Here is a 17941-nt window from a genome sequence, read left to right on the forward strand (position 1 = left end):
CGGAGCGGCTTGCCCCGGCCGGGTCTCGGGCAGCGCCCACAGCACGCGCCAAGGACTCCGTCGTCTCCGTCAACCTGATCTTCCTCGGCGTGCTCGCCATGTGCGCGCTGGTCGGAGAGGGCACTGCGGCCGACTGGAGCGCGGTGTACATGCACGAGAGCCTCGGCAGCTCGCCCGGCGCCGCGGCCTCCGCGTTCGCCGCGTTCTCCGTGGCGATGACGGCGGGCCGCCTGCTCGGCGACCGGTTGGTGGCCCGGTTCGGGCCGGTTCGGCTGGTGCGCGCGAGCGGTGTGCTGGCGTCCGTGGGCATGTTCGCGGCCCTGCTGATCGGGCACCCGGTCGCCGGGCTCGTCGGCTTCGCCTGCCTGGGCGCGGGCATGGCGTGCATCGCCCCGCAGGTGTACTCGGCGGCCGGTCGGCGCAACCCGGCACGGGCCGGAGCGGCACTCTCCCTGGTGGTCAGCCTCGGCTACACCGGGTTCCTGGTCGGGCCCATCGTGGTCGGCCTGGTGAGCACGGTGACCGGGCTGCCCACGGCCTTGGGGGTGCCCGTGCTGCTGGTGCTGTGCGTGGCCCTCGGCGCCTCCGCTCTGCGCCCGCACGAAGACGAAGCGCAGGACGATGCCTCACGGTCCCTCGGTTCCCCGCAATCCGGTGACCGCCCCGGAGCCCCCTCCACCTCCCGCCCCGGCGCGGGCGAGTGAACCGCTCTCCCTCCGGCGGCACGATCAGCGACATGCCCGTCCGCCCGCCACCGCCCGTCAGCGCCTCGTCCAGCCTCCGGAGTCCGGGCGGGGCGTGCGTGCCACGGATCCCGCCCGTGCACTGCGCCCGCCCTCGCGCATACGACCGACAGGGATGAGCTTTGCGCATCATCGAATGCCACTTCGAGTTCAGCGGATTCGACGACCACCTCGTCAAGGCCGGCACGTCCGTCTACCTGTGGAACCTGGTCCGGCAGTTCCGCGACGCGGGACATCAGACAGGGGCGGTGACCGCCGCCCACGGCCTGCTGCCGGTCATCGCCGAACAGCACGAGGTCACCGACCTGGACTGGAGCGCCCGTGAGCGGATACCGGTCCCGCTCGACCCCCTCGAATGGCCCGGGTTCCCGCCCACGGTCACGCTCGACGTCACCGCCCGGGCCCACCGTGTCACGGTGGACGGCATCGACATCGTCCTGCTGAGCGGCGGGGTGCTGGACGCCTTCACCGACAGCTTCCACCCGCCGCGCGAACTCGAGGGACGCAGCCTGGACTTCCTCAAGCCGTTGGTGTTCCAGGCGATGGCGGCGCGCTACCTGCGCGAGCAGGTCCCCCCGGGCACGGTGGTGCACCTGCACGAGCCGATCCACCACTACCTGCTGCCCGGTCTGCTCGCCGGGCACGGCTTCCACGTGGTCTCCACCGTGCAGACCAACCTGGCCGTGGACACCAAGGTGTACGGGCCCCAGGTACGCGCCGTGCTGGAGCACATGGACGCGGACCCGTCGGTCGCCCACGGGCTGGCGGACCCGCCGCTGGACTCGCGGAGGGAGCGGGCCATGCGGGGCTTCCTGCCACGCACCCTGCTCTACCGGGACTACCCCGAACGCGAAGGACACGACTACATCACCATGCTGGGCCTGGTGGTGCGGTCGGTGGCCGCCATGGACTTCCTGTCCGCGGGCCAGCTCGACCACGCCTTGACCCAGGCGGAAACGCCCTTCGAGGAGCTGTTCCAGCGGCTCGCGGTCCGCCGTGAACTCCACGCCCGCCAGGACCTGCTCGTTGTCGGCGGCTGCGCGATCGGTGACGAGTGGCTGGACGTGCGGCGGGACGACGAGATCCGCGAAAGGACACTGACGGGGCTCGGACTGGACCCCGCACTGCCCACGCTGTTCCACAACGCCCGTTACTCGGTGCAGCACAAGGGCCAAAGAGAGCTGTTCCGGGGCATCCGGTCGCTGCTCGACGAGGGCCGGCGCTGCAACGTGCTGCTGCACTGCCTGGCGCCACAGCCCCCGGACGACGAGGACCTCGCCGCCCTCGCCAGGGACCACGGGGACCTGGTGCGCGCCGACACCGGCCCGATGAGCAACGCCGCCATCAGGGACTGGGCGGTCGCCAGTGACTTCTGCGTGTTCCCCTCCAAGTTTGAGATGGACACCTTCCTGATGGCGATGGGCGAGGCGATGGCCGCCGGATCGGTTCCGGTGGCCACCGCCCAGCGCGGCATGCGGCACTTCGGGCATGCTGCCGACCTCGACGCGCCGGGCGCCACCGGACTGGCACTGCCGCGTTCGTTCCGGATGGACGACCCGCTGCTGACCGAGGCGGTCCGGGCCGGCCTGGAGCGGATGCTGCGGGTGTGGCACGAGGAGCCCGACCGGATGGCGACGCTGCGCGCCCGCTCGGTAGCGGTGGCGCGCGGCTTCACCTGGCAGGCGGTGGCGCGGCGCTTCCTGGCTGTGTTCGAGGCGTGCCGGGCCGGTACCCGGCCGGCTGACGCGGTGCCGTCGGTGCGGGACGCGCTGCGGACCGGGACCGGCCTTGCGAAACCGTTCGAGGCGGGCGACGGCCGGGCCGTCCGGGAGGGCGACAGGGTGCGGGTGCGCTGGGCCGGGCGGGACGCACGGCGGGTGGAGATCGTGCCGCCCACGCCCAACCCGGAGGTGATCGTGCTGGACCGGGACGGCGACGGCTTCACCGGCCGGGTCCCGATGCCCGAGGACGCCGTCCTGGTCGTCCTGGTGACCGGCGCGGACGGGCGCACGGCGTGGTCGGAACTGCCGGTGAGCGGTGCCGGCTGAGGGACGCCGGCTGAGGGGGCGCGCCGGCCGGGCGCACCTCCTCAGCCGAGGGTGACCGTGGCGCCGACCTTCTCCAGGATGGACTCACCGGCCACCACGGCACTCATGCCCCGCCCGCCGCCGGCCGGGGCGGGCAGCGGCACCACCTCGGTGTCGGGGTCGGTCTCGAAGAAGCAGACCAGCGAGACGAGTTCCTCGTCCGGGGCGCTGTCGCTGGGCGCGAGGACACGGTGCCGCAGCGAGCGCCAGCGGCCGTCCGTCCACAGGTTCATCAGGTCCCCGAGGTTGACCACCAGGGTCCCGGCCTCGAACGGCGGCTTGAACCAGCCCTCCTCCTCGTTCCACACCTCCAGGCCGCCGACGCCCTGCTGGCGGTCGAGCAGGCTCAGGGTGCCGAAGTCGGTGTGCGGTCCGACCCGCATCTGGCCCTCCTGCACGCCGCCGACGGCTCGCAGGGAGGGATACCAGTTGACGTTCTGGGTCCAGGTGGCGCGTTGTGACATGGCGGTGAAGAAGTCCTCGGGAAGGTCCAGCACGCTGGCGAGGACCTCCAGCACCTCGTGCGCGACCCGGGTCATGTGCCCGGTGTACTCCAACGCGGTCGCCTTCAGACCGGGCTGCTCCTCGGGCCACTTGTTGGCCGGGTAGTACGCGGCGTCGAAAGCGGCGTCGCCGGTGCGGTGGTCCGGCCCGATGTGATAGGCCTCGTGCAGGTCGTGGGTGCCGGCCATGCCGTCCATGCCGTCCACGGCGCTCACGTCCAGCGCGCCCAGGCCCCGCCAGCCGTTGTCGTAGGGACGGGCGACGGCGTACCGCCGCTTGGTCTCGGCGGGCAGCGCGAAGAACGCGCGGCCCTCGGTGCGCATCCGGTCGGTCAGCTCGGGCGGCACGCCGTGGCCGCGCAGCAGGAACAGGCCGGTCTCCCGCAGGGACGCGTCGAGTTCGGCCGCGATCTCCCCTCGCCGGCCGGCGTCGGCCGTGCGCCACTCGGCCAGGTCCAGAACGGGGATGTGACGTGACATGCGTCTGCCCTTCGTCGTCGGGATGACCGCACGCGCCCAGTGTCGACAGGCACAGCGGGTTCAGTCGGCCGGCGCCGGGGCCGGCCGCGGCGCGAACCGGTCGGGGTCACCGACCGGGGCGGCCGAGGGGCCCCAGCTCAGCGCGGGAATATGGGCGTTGACCAGTTCACCGTCCTCGCGCAGCACAGCGGAGGACGGGTGGTACATGTGCAGCAGCGGATCGTGGTAGTGGTCGAACGCGGAATGGATGTCCATGCGGTAGGCGAAGTCGTTGTCCTCGCCGCCCCAGCCCTCGAAGCGCTCGTCCATGCCGCCGATGCGGTGGAAGGCACTGGTGCGGACCCAGACGCAGCAGCCCGGCGGCCGGCGCAGCACGAAGGCGCGCAGACCATCCGGGTCGGCCTGGCCGGCACCCTGCCGCAGCCGCTGGTCGATGGCCCTGGAGGTCGACGTCTCGTCCAGGCACCACATGTCGCGGTAGCTGAGGTGGCCCATCACCCCGGGGCGCTGGAAGCGGGCGGCGTTGCGGGCGACGAAGTCCCGGTCGACGAGGGCGTCGGCGTCCAGGATGCACACGATCTCGGCGCTGCCGGGGGCGTTGACGACGCCCACGTTGACCGCCCAGGACTTGTTGAAAGTGCCCGGCTTGTACGCGAAGAGGTAGTGGTCGGTGTACGGCAGCACGGCCTCGCGCCGCCGCGGTGTCTCGTCGGTCTCCACGACCACGACGTGGTAAAAGGCGCGCGGCACGGACTGGTCGCGCAGCGCCTGGAGACAGGCCAGCAGATTACGCAGGCGCCGTCCGGGGCCGCGGTCGCGGAACGGGATCACCACCAGGACCTCGGGTCTGTCGCTCTCCCGCAGCCGGGGGCCGGGCGGGCGCGCGCCCAGTTCCTCGTGGGTACGGCAGTCCTGGCCGGCCGTGGTGTAGGCGCGGCCCAGGTGATATCCGAGGCGGGAGTTGGCCTCAGCCTGCCAGCCCCGTTCGAACAGGGTGGTGAGAGCGGGGGAGGCGCCCTGTTCCGCGGCCTTGACGAGCTGCCGGGCCAGGGCGTGGTGCAGCATCGGGTCGGCGGGCCGCTCCCGCAGGTCGGCGACGAGTCGGCCGACGGCCTCGTCCCCGGTCCGCCCGGCGGCCTCCACCACCGCCCGGCGGCGGTCCAGGCCGCGTTCCCAGTAGAAGATGCTGGCCTCCCGGGCCTGGGGATCGGCGTCCACGGCGAGCGTGGTGACGACGGCCGAGGCCAGGGTCTTGGGATCGGTCGGGGTCAGAGTGTTCACGGGCGTCCTTCCGTCGGTCGGCCGGGCGCGGTCACCGGTCCCGCCACCGCAGACCGTGGGCGGCGCGGCGCCGGGCCGCGGTGCTGCGCTCGTAGGGGAGTTCGCCGTCGGGCATGCGGACCACCTCGACGTACAGGCCGACATAGGTGCGTACGTACACCCAGCGGTCGCCGGTCAATGGGCCCTCGTCGATGGTTTCGGGGGCGCCGAGCACCACGCAGCCCGGCACCGCGGCGAGGTACTCCGCGGCGGCGTCGACGTCGTCGACGTACAGCGCGAGGTGGTTGCCGCCGACGTCGCTGTTACGGGGGCGGTCGGCGCGGGCACCGGGCGAACCCTGGTAGCAGTCGAGTTCGACATTGTCGGTGGGCCCGGCGCGCAGGGCTGAGCGGTACAGGACACCGCCGGGCGGCACGCCGAGGGCGGCGGCGAGAGCCGGGTCGGCGAGGTCGTGGACGGTACGGCCCAGGGGCTCGGCGCCCAGTACCCGGACGAAGAAGTCCTCGGCCGCGTCCAGGTCGGGCACCCCGTAGGCGAGGTGGTCCAGTCCCCGGACGGTGGGCAGTGCGCCGGGCGCGGCGGTCCCGTCGTCCCGGTTGGTCCACGGGCCGACGGGGACATGGCGTCCGGCGGCGGGCGCGTCCGGCGGTGCCGACCGCAGTTCGAGGGGGACTCCGAGGGGGGTGTGCACGCGGACCCAGCGGACGCCGGACGCGGCCACCGTGCGGACCGGGCCGAGGGCCTGACCGTGGCCGCGGGCGCGCAGCGCGGCGAGGGCCGGGTCGATGTCGTCGGCGTACAGCCCGAAATGCAGGGTGCCGGGGTCGTGCGGGCGGGGCGGCCGGGCGACGTGACCGGGAGCCGTGTACTCGAACAGCTCCAGATTGGTGGTGGGGCCCAGGCGCACCAGGGCGATCTCGGCGGCGGCCCGGGGATGCACGTCGAGGTGTGCGCGCATCCAGTCGTCGTCGTGGGTGAGCGGGGGCAGGCGGTAGACCAGTTCCCCGCCCAGCACGTCGACCGCGTAGCTGACGGCGGCGTCCAGGCAGGGCACGGTGAGGGCGAAGTGGTCGATCCGGCGGGCGGTGGGCACGCCGGGCGCCGGACGGACGGTGCGCGGGTCGGCATCGGTCGTCATGCGGTGCTCCTCACCCTCGGGGGCAGGTGCCGGTCGAGCAGCAGACGGGTCGCCTCCGGGACCGGGCGCGGGTGCAGGGCCGCGGTCGCCGGGTGGGTGGCGAGCAGCTCGCTGGACAGGCAGGTGGACGCGGGACGGTGGGCGTAGCGGCCGTGGGCGCGGGGCTCGGCGACGACACGTTCGCGCGGCAGACCGAGGCCGGCGGCGATCACGGCGGCCCAGTCGGCGCGGGAGATCCGGTCCGGGCCGCCCAGGTGCAGCAGCTGCGGGGCATTGGCGGCGGTGAGAAGGGCGCGGGTGGCCTCGGCGACGTCGTCGATCAGGACGGGGGTGGTCCACTGGTCGTAGGGAGCGGCCATGGTCTCGCCGGTCCGCAGCCGGTGCACGCAGGAGGCGAAGAAGTTGAGCCACTTGGGGGTGTCGGCGGTCTCCCAGCCGTAGATGAGGCTGACTCGCAGCAGGACGGCGCCGGGCAGCGCGGAGAGGATCTCCTCGGCCGCGCGCTTGGCGCGTCCGTAGGCGTTGGCGGGGTGGGTGGGGGTGGACTCCGACGAGGTGACGGCAGTGCCGTCGAAGACGTTGTCGGTGGAGATGAACACGACGCGACGGTCACCGGCCGCCTCGGCGACCCGGCGCGCTGCGCCGGCGTGGCCGGCCATCGCCTCCCCGGGGTGGCTCTCGCACCAGGTGACGTCGGAGGGACCGTGCACGAGGACCACGCTGTCGGCGGCGGTGCGGTGCAGGGCCTTGGCGAAGGCGCCGGGTACGACGACGTCCAGGGGGACCCAGTCGGGTGTCACGGGGGCGCCGTCGGCGAAGGGCGGGGTGCGGGAGGCCAGTACGGCGTCGTCGCCGTGGGCGAGGAGATGGCGGGCGATGGCGCGGCCGACGAAGCCGCTGCCGACGACGAGGGTCTTCACCGGCGGCCTCCGGTGTCGGCCGGCGCGGGCAGCGTGTGGGCGACCATCCGGGCCATGCCGATCAGGCTGTGGTCGTCGTCGGCGGCCCCCAGAGCGAGCATGTCGCGGATCTGCCGTTCGTCGAGGCCGAAACAGCCCAGGCGGGTCAGCTGGTCGCCGAGGAGGCGGAGGAAGGGGGAGCCGACGGCCACGGCGAATCCTCCGATGAAGAGGTACCGGCGGATGCCGATGGCGGTGAACAGGCAGTTGACGGCCTGGGCGAGGGGCAGCAGGCAGTCGCTGAGCACGGCGGTGGCGAAGGGGTCCCCCGCGCGGACGGCGAGGGCGAGTGCCTGGTTGGTGATGCCGTCGGGGCGGTGGCCCGCGGGTCCGGCGAGCGCGGAGCCCGCGAAGTCGGCCGGGGCGTCGGCGGCCGCGCTGCGGGCGGCGAGCAGCACTCCCCGGCCGGAGGCGATGCCGCCGAGGTGGCCCCGACCGCCGCACTCACAGGGCATGGCGTCCGGACGCGGGTCGACCCGCCAGTGGCCGATCTCCCCACCGTGTCCGGCCTCGTCGATGAGGACTTCGCCGTGCCGGAAGACCTTGTGTCCGATGCCGGAGCTGACAGTGATGAGGCAGAAGGGGACGGGTTCGGTGGCGGCGTAGCGCCAGGCCGCCGCGGTGATGTCGTTGGCGACGACGACGGGGACGGAGAGCCGGCGCGTGAGGATGCCGGTGATGGGCAGGGGGGCGGCGGTGCCGCCCCACAGCGTGGGACCGGCGAGGACCGTGCCGTCCTTGCTGAGGGGGCCTGCGAAGGAGACGCCGACGGCGTCCGCGCCGGCACCGTGCGGGGAGCGCAGATACTCCTCCAGTTCCGCGGCGAGCTGTTCGACGACCTGGTCCTGTAGGACCTGGGGAGGCAGGGTGCGATGCCGGTCGATGCCCTCGGTGGGGATCCGGCGCACGGAGGCCGCGTCCAGGACACCGCCGGCGACGCGGCCCAGGCGCAGCGTGGTGCCGCCGAGGTCGGCGACGACCGAGACGCGGGGGCCGCCCGCGCTCAGGGGCGCGGTGGTCATGGGGCGACACCTCCGACAGCCGGTGCGGGTTCACAAGGCTGGACTGTGCCGTCCTCCAGCACGATGGCGGCGGACAGTTCGGTGCCGGCGGGTATGCGGGTGCCGGGCAGCAGGACGCAGTCGCTGACCCGGGCACCGGCTCCGATCCGCACACCGGGACAGACCACGCTGTGCTCGACCCGGCCTTCGTTGACCAGGTCGGTGGCGACGATGCTGCGGTGCACGCCGTTCTCGTGGGCGACGCGGCGGCGGGGGACGCCGGGGGCGACCGTGCGCGGCAGGTCGGCCAGGGCGAGGGTGGGCGGATCGGTGAGCAGGCCCCGGTGGGCGCGGTGGTAGCGCTCGACGGTGCCGATGTCCTCCCAGTAGCCGGTGACCTCGTAGCCCCGGATGCGTTCGCCGCCGGCCAGCATGGCGGGGATCACGTCGCGGCTGATGTCCTGCTGCCAGTCCGTGCCGTCGAGGCGTTCGAGGTAGCGGTGCAGGACGGCGGCGTCGAAGACGCAGAACGCGGCGAAGACCAGGTCGCTCGTGGGGTGCTCGGGTTTTTCCACGAAGGCCGTCAGGTTGCCGGCCGCGTCGAAGCCGACCATGCCGAACAGGTGCACCCAGCGTCGTTCGATGCGCTGGTAGGACACGGTCAGGGCGGCGCCGTCGGCGCGGTGCCGGCGGATCATGTCGCCGTAGTCGAAGCGGTAGACGTGGTCGGCGTGGAGCACCATCACCTCGGAGGTGTCCGGGCCGAAGACGTGGGGTGCCTTGCGGATCAGGGCGTCGGCGGTGCCGCGCTCGCCCGGCCAGGTCCGTTCGGGCAGGGCGAGCGGGAGCGGTCCGGTGGCCTCGCGGTAGACGGCGTCGTACGGCCCGAAGTGGACCCGGAAGCCGGGGCTGGTGCGGTTCCACACCGTGTGCAGGTCGTCCATGAGGCGGCGTTCCTCGTACTGCGACAGCAGCAGCACCTCGCGAAAGCCGGAGTCACGCGTGTTGGCGAGACTGAAGTCGATGAGCCGGCTGGTGCCGCCGAACGGGACCAGGGGCTTGAGCCGGCCCTGGCCCAACGGGCCCATCCGGCGGCCCTCCCCGCCGGCCAGCAGCACCGCGCGTACCCCGTCCATCAGACCCCCCGGGCCGCGGATACGCCCACGGACACCGAGGCGGCGCCGATGCCACGCAGCACCCGCAGCGCGGCGTCCAGTTCGTCGCGGGTGACGTCGTTGACGAAGCGGACGTGCCCGATGCCGTCGGGCAGGGGCAGGAGCTGCTGGCCGTCGCGGTGGCGCATGGTGTCGCCGAGGCCGCGGGCGATCAGCTCGGTGGTGCACACCGGGTGCCACGTGGGCAGGCCGAGGCCGGCCATGACGTCGAGGACGCGGTGCAGTTCGGTCTCATCGAGCAGTCCGCGCCGGTGGGCGAGGACGGAGCTGAGCGCCATGTCGATGCAGACCGCTTCGCCGTGCAGCAGTTGGGGCAGGGCCTCCATCTCGATCGCGGGCGAGAAGGAGTGGCCGAAGTCGACCAGGCGCCGCAGGTCGTGCTCCCAGAGGTTGGGCTCCAGTTCCTCGAGCATGCCGTGAATGGCCAGTCGCATCACTTCGGTGGCGACCTCGTCGCGGTCCGGCCCGGCGCCGGCCCGCATCCCGTCTCGGACCAGGTGCGCGCCGTGGGCCGCGAGGTGCCCGAACAGCTCGGCGTCCTTCACCATGGCCATCTTGAGGATCTCGGCGAGGCCGTTGCACACGTGGCGGGTGCTGAGGGTGGAGAGGAACTCCCGGTCGATGAGGGTGACGGCGGAGGGGTGATAGGTGCCCAGCCGGTTCTTGTGCTCGCGGAAGTTGACCCCGGTCTTGGCCCCGATGGCGGCGTCGACCATGCAGATCAGGGTGGTGGGGACCCGGATGTAGGGGGTGGAGCGGCGGTAGAGGCTGGCGGCGAGGCCGGCCAGGTCGGTCAGGACGCCGCCCCCGATGGCGATGACGGGTTCGCGGCGCCGGGAGACACCGAAGGCGTCCATCGAGGAGACGATCTCGAAGACGGTCTCCATGCTCTTGACGGACTCGTGGGCGTCGATGACGCACAGTCCGTACTCGACGTCCTGCTTCTCGAAGTACTCACGAAGGCGCGTCCCGTACAGGCCGTACACGGTGGCGTCGACGACGACCAGCCGGCGCCCGGGCCGGATCGTCTCGGTCAGGCCCGCCGCGGCCAGGGCCGGGTTGTCCGGATCAAGGAGGTCTGGGCTCAGTCGCACCTCGTAGCTGACTTCCTTGCTCGTACTCACCCGCCACCTGTGCGCGGCGGGTGCCGCGGGGCCGGGCAGCACGGTCTGTAACGCGGATTCGGGCTGGGCTGTCATGTCGTCACGCCTCTCGTTTTGCACCAGGGCACCCCGGTGCCGGCCTGGGGGCGCCGAGGGTTGGCTACGGCCCCCGCCGTTCCACGGCGAACGGCGGTCGTGGGGTCCCACGGATGTGTCGGCTGACCGGTGAGGGTGCTACGCGCGGGGCGAGGCTGCGGAGGACAACGCCGTCGTACGGCTTCCGAGGGAACGCCACCATGTGAGCGAGACGCTCTCCGGGTCCAGGCAGGGAGGCCGCGCCATGGACCGCTGGGCCTCGCGGAACGTCGCGACGGTCGCCGCGAAGTCGTCCGACTCGACGGTGAACAGGGCGAGGTGGGTGCCGTCCCCGGCGAACTCCGCGTCCTCGCCGCTTGGCGGGGCGCACCGTTCGGCGGTGACGAACCCGGGGACGCGCAGCACCTCGTCGAGGTGGAAATCGTTGTACCAACGGTGGTATTCGGCCTCCCGCCCCGGTAGCGGACGGGTGTGGACCATCAGCAGAAATCTCGCCACTTCGCCTCTTCGGTGGATGACGGGACTGCGGTGCTCTGCGACGATCACCGCCGAGCTGCCGGAGAGTCCGGGTGAAGTGATCGAACGGTGATCCGCCACGCCGCAGATTCGGTTCTCTGAGAGCTGCCCGCAGCAGCGATTCCCCTGCTGACGTCGACCTGCGCATGATCCACGGAAGGGGAAGAGCAGCCGATCATGAAAAGGGCGGTGGATCTTCGGACCGATTCATTGAAAACGGAACGTGAGTGGAGAGTCAAGAACGGTACCGTCGTGATCCGGTCAGAACGGACGGGGTTTCGGGGATTCGATGTGGGACGCGACCGCATTCTCCCTCCGCTTTTCCGGCGATCGTGCAGGGCATGGCACCCGAGCAGGTCTGGCCGATACAGGCCCCCGCTCCATGAATCCCCGCGTTCCCTATCCCGGGCCACGCGCTCGTCCACCTTCCCCGCCGGAGCCGTCCGGGTACGATTCCGCCTGCCGTGATCCACTGACGATGCGCTGGTCCCGGGGCGCGTCCCGGACGGAGCGACCGGGACGGCGGCATCGGAACTCGCCGAAGCCGGAGGTACCGAAGGTGCACAACGCGTCCGAAACACCATGGCCGGCGGTGATCCGGCTGTGCCCTCGCTGCGCGGAACCCGCCGGGCGGCGGACCGGTCCCCTTCGTGCAGGGGGAGAACGTCCCGCGCATTCCCCGGTGCCGGGCCGTGATGAGACGGTACGGCGATGACGGCGCCCGACGGTCCGGCCCGCCGCACCGACGGGACGGCCGGAGCCCCCGAACTCCTGGAGTCCCGGCTCGCCTACCGCAACCCGTGGATGACGGTCCGTGAGGACAGGCTGCGCCGCCCCGATGGCTCGGACGGCCTGTACGGGGTGGTGGACAAGCCGGATTTCGTCCTGATCGTGCCCCGCGAACGGGACGGGTTCCATCTGGTGGAGCAGTACCGCTATCCGGTGGGCGGCCGGTTCTGGGAGTTCCCTCAGGGCTCGTGGCCCGAGTCGGCGAAGACATCCGCCGCGGGCGGCGATCCGGACGGCACCGCGGGCGCCGGGGGTCCCTCGGGGGACGCGGTGGCACTCGCTCGGACCGAACTGCGTGAGGAGACCGGACTGGTGGCCGACTCCCTCACCTGGCTGGGCCGGATCCACGTGGCCCACGGCTACTCCTCGCAGGGCTGTCAGGTCTTCCTCGCCGAGGGCCTGACCCACGGCGAGCCGCGCCGGGAGGCCACCGAGGCCGACATGGTGCAGCGCTGGGTGGACGCCGGAACACTGGACGACATGGTGGCGGACGGCCGGTTCGTGGACGCGCCGTCGCTGGCGGCCCTCGCGCTCCTGCGACGCCGGCCACGCGGCGACGGCCACACCGCCGGATACGGATGAGACCGCCGTGTCCGGGGGCACGGAGGCCGCCGCACCAGCGCACGCCACCGCATCCGCGGACACCGATGAGACCGATGAAACCGATGAAACCGATGAGACCGCTGGGAACGTACCGCTGAACGCCTCGCGACGACGGCCCCGCCGCCGGCCGGCCCGGTGGGGCGGGTCGCCGTCGACGCTCACGGAGGTGTCCCCGCCGCCGGACACGGCGACGCACCGCACGCGGCCGGGAGGCGAGCACTCATCGCCCGCCGCCCCCGCGCCGTAGCGTGGCCGCGCGCAGGTCCGCCGCCAGTTCCCGCGCGGACCTCCCTTCCTCGAGTGCCTGCCACACCGTCTCGGCCGGGGTGGGCGGTGCCAGGCCGCCGACCGGGGCGTCCAGATCGAGATCCGTGGGGAAGGAGTAGCCCTCGGCGCAGCTGTCGACGACATTGCGCAGCCACTGTTCGTCGGCCCCCTCCGCCTTGCGCTGACGCAGCACCGGGTAGACCGTGTTCACCATGGCCTCGCGATCCACGCTCTCCATCGCCCGGCCGAAGGGGGAGGAGACCTGCAACAGATTGCCCATGCGCCGGACGGTGGCGGTGCGGTTGTGTCCGGCCGCGTGGAAGAGCGCCGGATTGAAGAAGACCACGTCCCCCTTCTTCAGCGGCAACTGGACGTGGTGCTCCTCGAAGTAAGCGCCGAACTCCGGCCGCCGCCAGGCCAGATAGCCCGGCTCGTACTTGTGGGAGTGCGGCAGGTACAGCGTTGGTCCGCTCTCCACCGGCATGTCGCAGTGGGCGACCGCGCCCTGCAGGGTCAGCACCGGCGCCATCACATGGGTGTGGCGGGGGAAGGCGGCGGCGCGTTCGTCGGACAGGAACCCGAAGTGGTAGTCGCGGTGCACGCGTTGCGCGGCGGCGCCGGGATTGACCACGTTGACCTGGGAGGTGACCTGGTACCCGGGTCCGAGCCAGGCCGCGGAGACCAGCGCGACGATGTCGTTGGCGTAGTAGTCGGCGAACACCTCGGGTGCCCGGCGGGCGAGTTTCTCCATCGCGTTCCACACCCGGTCGTTGGTGCCGGGCTTGGCGTAGTGGTCCCCGCGTGCGGTACCCGCGGCACGTTCCTCCTCGATCAACGCCGTGAAGACGTCGGTGGCCCGGTCGACGACCGACAGATCGGCGAAGGCGCGCGTGAACACGGCCACGCCCGGCCCCTGTGACAGCACGCGGACGATCTCCGCCTGGAGTTCCCGGCGGCCCTGCCCCGTGGCGGCGAGGGAACCCAGACGCCGGGAGTCGTACAGGGGGATGTTCCGCTCGACGGCGTCGGCCGTGGGACAGATACCTGGGTCGGTGGTCTGCTCGACGCATGCGCGGAAATCCTCAAGGCGGCAGTCGGCTTCACTGAGCCAGACCGGCGACCTCGTGTCCACGAGAGTCATGGTGATCCTCATTCATGAGTAGGCGTTCCAGCACCGCCCTCCGGGGCGACTGAACTGGCTGACGGCTGCCCGCGCGACCGCGCGGGCGGTGTTCTCACGGCGTGCGCGAGACCCGCGCTCCGGGAACCCTGTCGGTCGACGGCGGGCGGGGCAGGGGTGCCGGCCGGGCGAAGCCCCGGTCGCAGTAGGACAGCGGGATCCGGTCGCTGACGTGCGTGCCCTCGACGAGGCCCACGATGATGCTGTGATCGCCGCCGTCCAGCACGCTGTGCTTGCTGCAGACCAGGCGCGCGGTCGCCTCCGGCAGGCCCGGCAGCCCGTTCTCGCTCGGGATGAACCCGCTCGTCGCCACCTTGCGCCGGTCGTGCGCGGCGAAATGCAGCGCCACCGACGAGTGCTCCGCGGCCAGCACGTTGACCAGGAACGTCTCGGCCAGGGTGAAGGCGGAGTGCGCATGTGCGTTCCTGGCCAGACAGAGGAGGACCAGAGGCGGGTCGAGGGAGAGCGAGCAGAACGAACTGGCGGTGAAGCCCCAGGAACGGCCGTCGGGGGTGATGGTCGTGACGACCGTGACGGGAGCGGGCACCCGGCTCATGGCACGGGTGAAGGAGTCGGGGGAGACAGCCATCTGAAGATCGCCTTCGTCGAGGAGGCGGAAGCCGGAGTGTCCGGCGAAGCGGTGCACCCTGTACCGCTCTCGGACAGAGACTGCTCCAGGGTCATACACGCCGCCTACATGCCACATACATCAGAGTGTCCGTGGCGGTTTCGGTGAACAGTGAAACAACAGGGTTTCGGGCAAGGGATCATGGGCACCAGTGAGATGTCTTGTGTGCACCGAAGGGAAATGCGGGAGGAATGCGCCGCATGGTGCGGCGCCGCAAGGCGATCATCCAGGTACGTTCTGCCGCCTGAGCACCATGCCGTCGTCTGAAGCTGCTCATAGGAGAACACCCGTATGAAGTTCGGGGTTTTAGGCCCGCTCGAAGCAGAGTCCGCGAATATACAATTACCCGTGCGAGGCAGGCGCAGAGGCGCTCTCCTCGCCGCATTGCTCGTCAATCCGAACCGAACGGTGTCAGTCGGCGGACTGCTGGGGGCCGTCTGGCCCGACGAACCACCGAGTTCGGCCCTGGCCAACATCCGTACCTATGTCTATGAACTACGCCGCCAGCTGCTGTGGGCCGACGGCAGAGAAGGCAGACTGAGCAGCCACCCCGAGGGCTACCGGCTGGCCGTGGACACCGACGAACTCGACCTGCTGCGCTTCCGGTCCCTGGCCGATGCCGGCAACCGTGCGGCACAGCGCGGGGACCACCGCGCCGCCGAGGACTGCTTCAGCGGGGCGCTGCGGATGTGGCGGGGGCGCCCGGTGGAAGGACTGGAACTGGGGCAGTCGCTCGCGGCGAAGTTGACCGTGCTGGAGGAGGAGCGCTGGTCCGTCGCCTCGGCCCGGATCGACGCCCAACTCGCCCTGGGCCGACACGCGCAGGCCGTCTCCGAGCTGTGGGACATGACCACCGAGCGTCCGCTGTGCGAGCGGACCTGGGCACAGCTGATGATCGCGCTCGGCGGGACCGGCCGCACCGCCGAGGCCTTGGCCGCCTACCGGCAGGCCCGTGAGATCCTGGTGGAGGAGGTCGCGGTCGAACCGGGCGCCGAGCTCCAGCGGTTGCAGTCCGCCATCCTCCGCGGCGAGACACCCGGCGCCGCCCCGACCGGCACACCGGACCGGCCGCTCGTGGTACGCGTCCCCGGGGGAGCACCCTGCGATCTGCCGCCCCGCCCGCCGATCCTTGTGGGACGCGACGACGTGCTGTGCCAACTCGACGCCGTCGCCGAGCTCTTCGACGCCGACCGCGGCCGACCCGACGCCGCCGTCGTCTCCCTCTCCGGCCCGCCGGGGATAGGCAAGACGGCCACGGCCCTCGCCGCCGCCTACCGCCTGCGCCACCTCTTCCCCCAGGCCCAGCTCTTCGCCACCCTCGACGGGACGAGCGACCGGCCCCGGTCCTCCGGTGACGTGATCACCGAACTGCTCGGCGCTATGGGCCTGCCCACCTCGGCCATCCCCCCGGGCCAGTACGAACAGGAGGCGCTGTACCGGTCGATGATCGCCGACCGGCGCGCGCTCATCGTGCTCGACGACGTCGCCGACACCGCCCAGATCCGCCCCCTGCTGCCAGGGGTCGGTCGCTGCCTGGTGCTGGTCACCAGTCGCCCCTCGCTGGTCGATCTCGACGCCGACCTGCGCCTGTCCCTGCCCTCTTTGACCCAGGCCGCGTCCACCCAGCTCCTGGCCGCCCTGGTCGGCGTGGATCGCGTGGCGGCCGAACCCCAGGAGGCCACCCGGGTCGCCGAGGCGTGCGAAGGGCTGCCCCTCGCGCTGCGCATCGCCGGGGCCCGACTCGCGGCCCGGCCGACGTCGTCCCTGTCCGCGATGGCCCGCTCGCTCGCCGACGAGCAGACCCGGCTGAACGAGCTGGTGGTGGGCGACCTGTCGGTGCCGGCGCGGCTCGCGGAGAGCTTCCGCGCGCTCGCCCCGATGACACGGGAGATCTTCTGCCGGCTGGGCAGCGCCGACGCCGTGACCGTCACGGCGGACTCCCTGCAGGACGAGCTCGGGCTGCCGGAGACGGTGGCCGAGAGCGTCCTCGATGAGCTGACGCGGTATCACTTCCTGATACCGGTCGCCGACCGGCCGCCGGAACACCGCATTCCCGACCTGTACCGCGCATTCGCCAGGACTCCCTCGGGGGGCACGTGCGCGCACGCCCACTCCTGACGGCCGCCGACCTTGTCCGCGAGTGATCGAGGAACCTACACCTATGAGCTCTTTCGGTACCGAACCGACGAACGACACCCTGGTCGCGTCGGTCCCCCGGGGCGCCTTACGGGCACGGCTGTCGGTCTGCCTGGTGTTCGTGATCATGGGAACGACCATGGGGGGCTGGTCGGCCCGCATTCCCGAGGTACGGCACTCGGTGGGACTCGACGACGCCGCCTGGGGGCTGGCCAACACCGCCTCCACCGCCGGGGACCTGGTGTCCCTCGGGGTGGTGACCGTCCTGATCGGGCGGGTGAGCGTACGCCGCCTCAGTCTGGTCGGCGCCGCCCTGGTGCTGGCCAACGCTCCGCTGATGGCCTCGGCCACCACGACGGTCGCCCTCGTGGTGGGGCTGGCCACGTGGGGATTCGCTGCGAACCTCCTGTCCACTCCCATGAACGCTCAGGCCGTCGAGGTCGAGCGCCGCTACGGGCGGCCCCTGCTGTCGACTTTCCACGCCTGTTTCAGCTTCGGTGTGCTGGGCGGCGGTGTGCTGGGCATGGCCGCCGTGTCGGTGGACGTGGCGCCCGGCGTCCAGCTCGCCGTCAGCAGCGTGCTGCTCGGCGCGCTGCTGCTGGTGTGGGGTCGCTGGCTGCCCGACGACGCGGAACTGCCCCGCCGCAAGGGCGGGTTCAGGGAGCGGGTGCGGCACCGGTTCACACCCCGGTTGCTCCTGCTGGGCGCGATCGGCTTTTTGATGTCCTTCGTCGAGGGGAGCACCAACCAGTGGAGCGCCCTGTACGCCGCCGACTTCCTGGACGCGGGAGGGACCCTGGCCGCCGCGACGTACACCGGCTTCGCCGTGGCCACCGCCACCGCGCGGATGGTGGGTGACCGGGCGGTCAGCCGGCTGGGGCACCGCAGGTTCCTCCGGCTGTCGTCGCTGACGGCCGCGCTGGGCGCGGTGATCGTCGTCGCCTGGGCGCAGCCGGTGGCGGCGCTGGCCGGCTTCGTCGTCCTCGGCCTCGGCGTGGCATGCGTGCTGCCCAGCGTCTTCGGGCTGGCCGGCAAGCAGCCGGGGCTGACGGCGGGCGAGGGCGTCTCCGTCGTCGTCATGGGGCAGTGGCCGGGCTTCCTGCTGGCGGCCCCGGTGATCGGCGTGCTCGCCGACCTGACGAACCTCCGGATCGCCCTGGGCACCCTCGTGCTGTCGACGCTGTGCGTGGCACTGCTGTCGGGGCGGGCCGCGGCCGGTGCGGACTCCGCGCGGGCGGAGGACAACGACTGAGGTC

15 protein-coding genes are annotated in these 17941 nt (G+C 72.1%); 5 read left to right on the forward strand and 10 right to left on the reverse strand.

The window, feature by feature from the left end:
- Together ACWD0J_RS31280 and ACWD0J_RS31285 are read left to right on the forward strand one after the other, a co-directional pair.
- On the forward strand, positions 1-704 hold a 704-nt coding region (locus ACWD0J_RS31280; protein WP_451499211.1), incomplete at its 5' end, for an MFS transporter.
- A 161-nt stretch (positions 705-865) separates the two neighbouring features.
- On the forward strand, positions 866-2791 hold the full coding sequence (locus ACWD0J_RS31285) for a glycosyltransferase (protein WP_451499212.1): 1926 nt from the start codon (positions 866-868) through the stop codon (positions 2789-2791).
- A gap of 41 nt (positions 2792-2832) precedes the next feature.
- On the opposite strand, the gene ACWD0J_RS31290 is transcribed toward ACWD0J_RS31285, so the two are convergent.
- From ACWD0J_RS31290 to ACWD0J_RS31325, 8 genes are all read right to left on the reverse strand, one after another.
- Positions 2833-3813: an isopenicillin N synthase family dioxygenase gene (locus ACWD0J_RS31290; protein WP_451499213.1), complete on the reverse strand. Its 981-nt coding sequence runs from the start codon at positions 3811-3813 to the stop codon at positions 2833-2835.
- 60 nt (positions 3814-3873) lie between these two features.
- A complete protein-coding gene (locus tag ACWD0J_RS31295) occupies positions 3874-5094 on the reverse strand; it encodes a glycosyltransferase (protein ID WP_451499214.1) in 1221 nt (406 codons plus the stop codon).
- Positions 5095-5125: 31 nt separating this feature from the next.
- Positions 5126-6232, reverse strand: a complete 1107-nt coding sequence (locus ACWD0J_RS31300; RefSeq protein WP_451499215.1) for a VOC family protein — start codon at positions 6230-6232, stop codon at positions 5126-5128.
- Positions 6229-7152, reverse strand: coding sequence for an SDR family oxidoreductase (locus tag ACWD0J_RS31305; protein WP_451499216.1), 924 nt, complete (start codon positions 7150-7152; stop codon positions 6229-6231). The genes ACWD0J_RS31300 and ACWD0J_RS31305 overlap by 4 nt, the downstream gene beginning before the upstream one ends.
- The gene (locus tag ACWD0J_RS31310) at positions 7149-8213 is read right to left on the reverse strand and encodes an ROK family protein (RefSeq protein WP_451499217.1); all 1065 of its coding nucleotides are present in this window, start codon (positions 8211-8213) and stop codon (positions 7149-7151) included. The genes ACWD0J_RS31305 and ACWD0J_RS31310 overlap by 4 nt, the downstream gene beginning before the upstream one ends.
- Positions 8210-9328 carry a sugar phosphate nucleotidyltransferase gene (locus tag ACWD0J_RS31315; protein ID WP_451499218.1) on the reverse strand — a complete coding sequence of 373 codons (1119 nt, stop codon included), beginning with the start codon at positions 9326-9328 and terminating at the stop codon, positions 8210-8212. Before ACWD0J_RS31315 ends, ACWD0J_RS31310 begins: the two co-directional genes overlap by 4 nt.
- Positions 9328-10491: a sedoheptulose 7-phosphate cyclase gene (locus ACWD0J_RS31320; RefSeq protein ID WP_451499219.1), complete on the reverse strand. Its 1164-nt coding sequence runs from the start codon at positions 10489-10491 to the stop codon at positions 9328-9330. Before ACWD0J_RS31320 ends, ACWD0J_RS31315 begins: the two co-directional genes overlap by 1 nt.
- Before the next feature lie 213 nt (positions 10492-10704).
- Positions 10705-11064 (reverse strand): hypothetical protein, encoded by a 360-nt coding sequence (locus ACWD0J_RS31325; protein ID WP_451499220.1) that lies wholly within the window; start codon positions 11062-11064, stop codon positions 10705-10707.
- A gap of 729 nt (positions 11065-11793) precedes the next feature.
- On the opposite strand from ACWD0J_RS31325, the gene ACWD0J_RS31330 reads away from it, so the two are divergent.
- Positions 11794-12453, forward strand: coding sequence for an NUDIX domain-containing protein (locus ACWD0J_RS31330; RefSeq protein ID WP_451499221.1), 660 nt, complete (start codon positions 11794-11796; stop codon positions 12451-12453).
- Between the two features lie 241 nt (positions 12454-12694).
- On the opposite strand, the gene ACWD0J_RS31335 is transcribed toward ACWD0J_RS31330, so the two are convergent.
- Together ACWD0J_RS31335 and ACWD0J_RS31340 are read right to left on the reverse strand one after the other, a co-directional pair.
- Positions 12695-13882 carry a phytanoyl-CoA dioxygenase family protein gene (locus ACWD0J_RS31335; RefSeq protein WP_451499222.1) on the reverse strand — a complete coding sequence of 396 codons (1188 nt, stop codon included), beginning with the start codon at positions 13880-13882 and terminating at the stop codon, positions 12695-12697.
- Between the two features lie 94 nt (positions 13883-13976).
- A complete protein-coding gene (locus ACWD0J_RS31340; protein ID WP_451499223.1) occupies positions 13977-14510 on the reverse strand; it encodes a flavin reductase family protein in 534 nt (177 codons plus the stop codon).
- 447 nt (positions 14511-14957) lie between these two features.
- Between ACWD0J_RS31340 and ACWD0J_RS31345 the strand changes: the two genes are divergently transcribed.
- Complete coding sequence (locus ACWD0J_RS31345; protein WP_451499224.1) at positions 14958-16667, forward strand: BTAD domain-containing putative transcriptional regulator; 1710 nt, start codon at positions 14958-14960, stop codon at positions 16665-16667.
- Between the two features lie 43 nt (positions 16668-16710).
- Positions 16711-17937, forward strand: a complete 1227-nt coding sequence (locus tag ACWD0J_RS31350) for an MFS transporter (protein ID WP_451499225.1) — start codon at positions 16711-16713, stop codon at positions 17935-17937.
- Positions 17938-17941 lie beyond the last annotated feature (4 nt).

This window comes from Streptomyces sp. NPDC003011 (genome assembly GCF_053591515.1).

What these genes read in the sequence shown, in the direction of transcription:
- ACWD0J_RS31340 (WP_451499223.1), bottom strand. Translation starts at nt 14,510, where the DNA reads ATGGCTGTCTCCCCCGACTCCTTCACCCGTGCCATGAGCCGGGTGCCC.
- ACWD0J_RS31290 (WP_451499213.1), bottom strand. Translation starts at nt 3,813, where the DNA reads ATGTCACGTCACATCCCCGTTCTGGACCTGGCCGAGTGGCGCACGGCC.
- ACWD0J_RS31350 (WP_451499225.1), top strand. Translation starts at nt 16,711, where the DNA reads ATGAGCTCTTTCGGTACCGAACCGACGAACGACACCCTGGTCGCGTCG.
- ACWD0J_RS31315 (WP_451499218.1), bottom strand. Translation starts at nt 9,328, where the DNA reads ATGGACGGGGTACGCGCGGTGCTGCTGGCCGGCGGGGAGGGCCGCCGG.
- ACWD0J_RS31330 (WP_451499221.1), top strand. Translation starts at nt 11,794, where the DNA reads ATGACGGCGCCCGACGGTCCGGCCCGCCGCACCGACGGGACGGCCGGA.
- ACWD0J_RS31310 (WP_451499217.1), bottom strand. Translation starts at nt 8,213, where the DNA reads ATGACCACCGCGCCCCTGAGCGCGGGCGGCCCCCGCGTCTCGGTCGTC.
- ACWD0J_RS31335 (WP_451499222.1), bottom strand. Translation starts at nt 13,882, where the DNA reads ATGACTCTCGTGGACACGAGGTCGCCGGTCTGGCTCAGTGAAGCCGAC.
- ACWD0J_RS31300 (WP_451499215.1), bottom strand. Translation starts at nt 6,232, where the DNA reads ATGACGACCGATGCCGACCCGCGCACCGTCCGTCCGGCGCCCGGCGTG.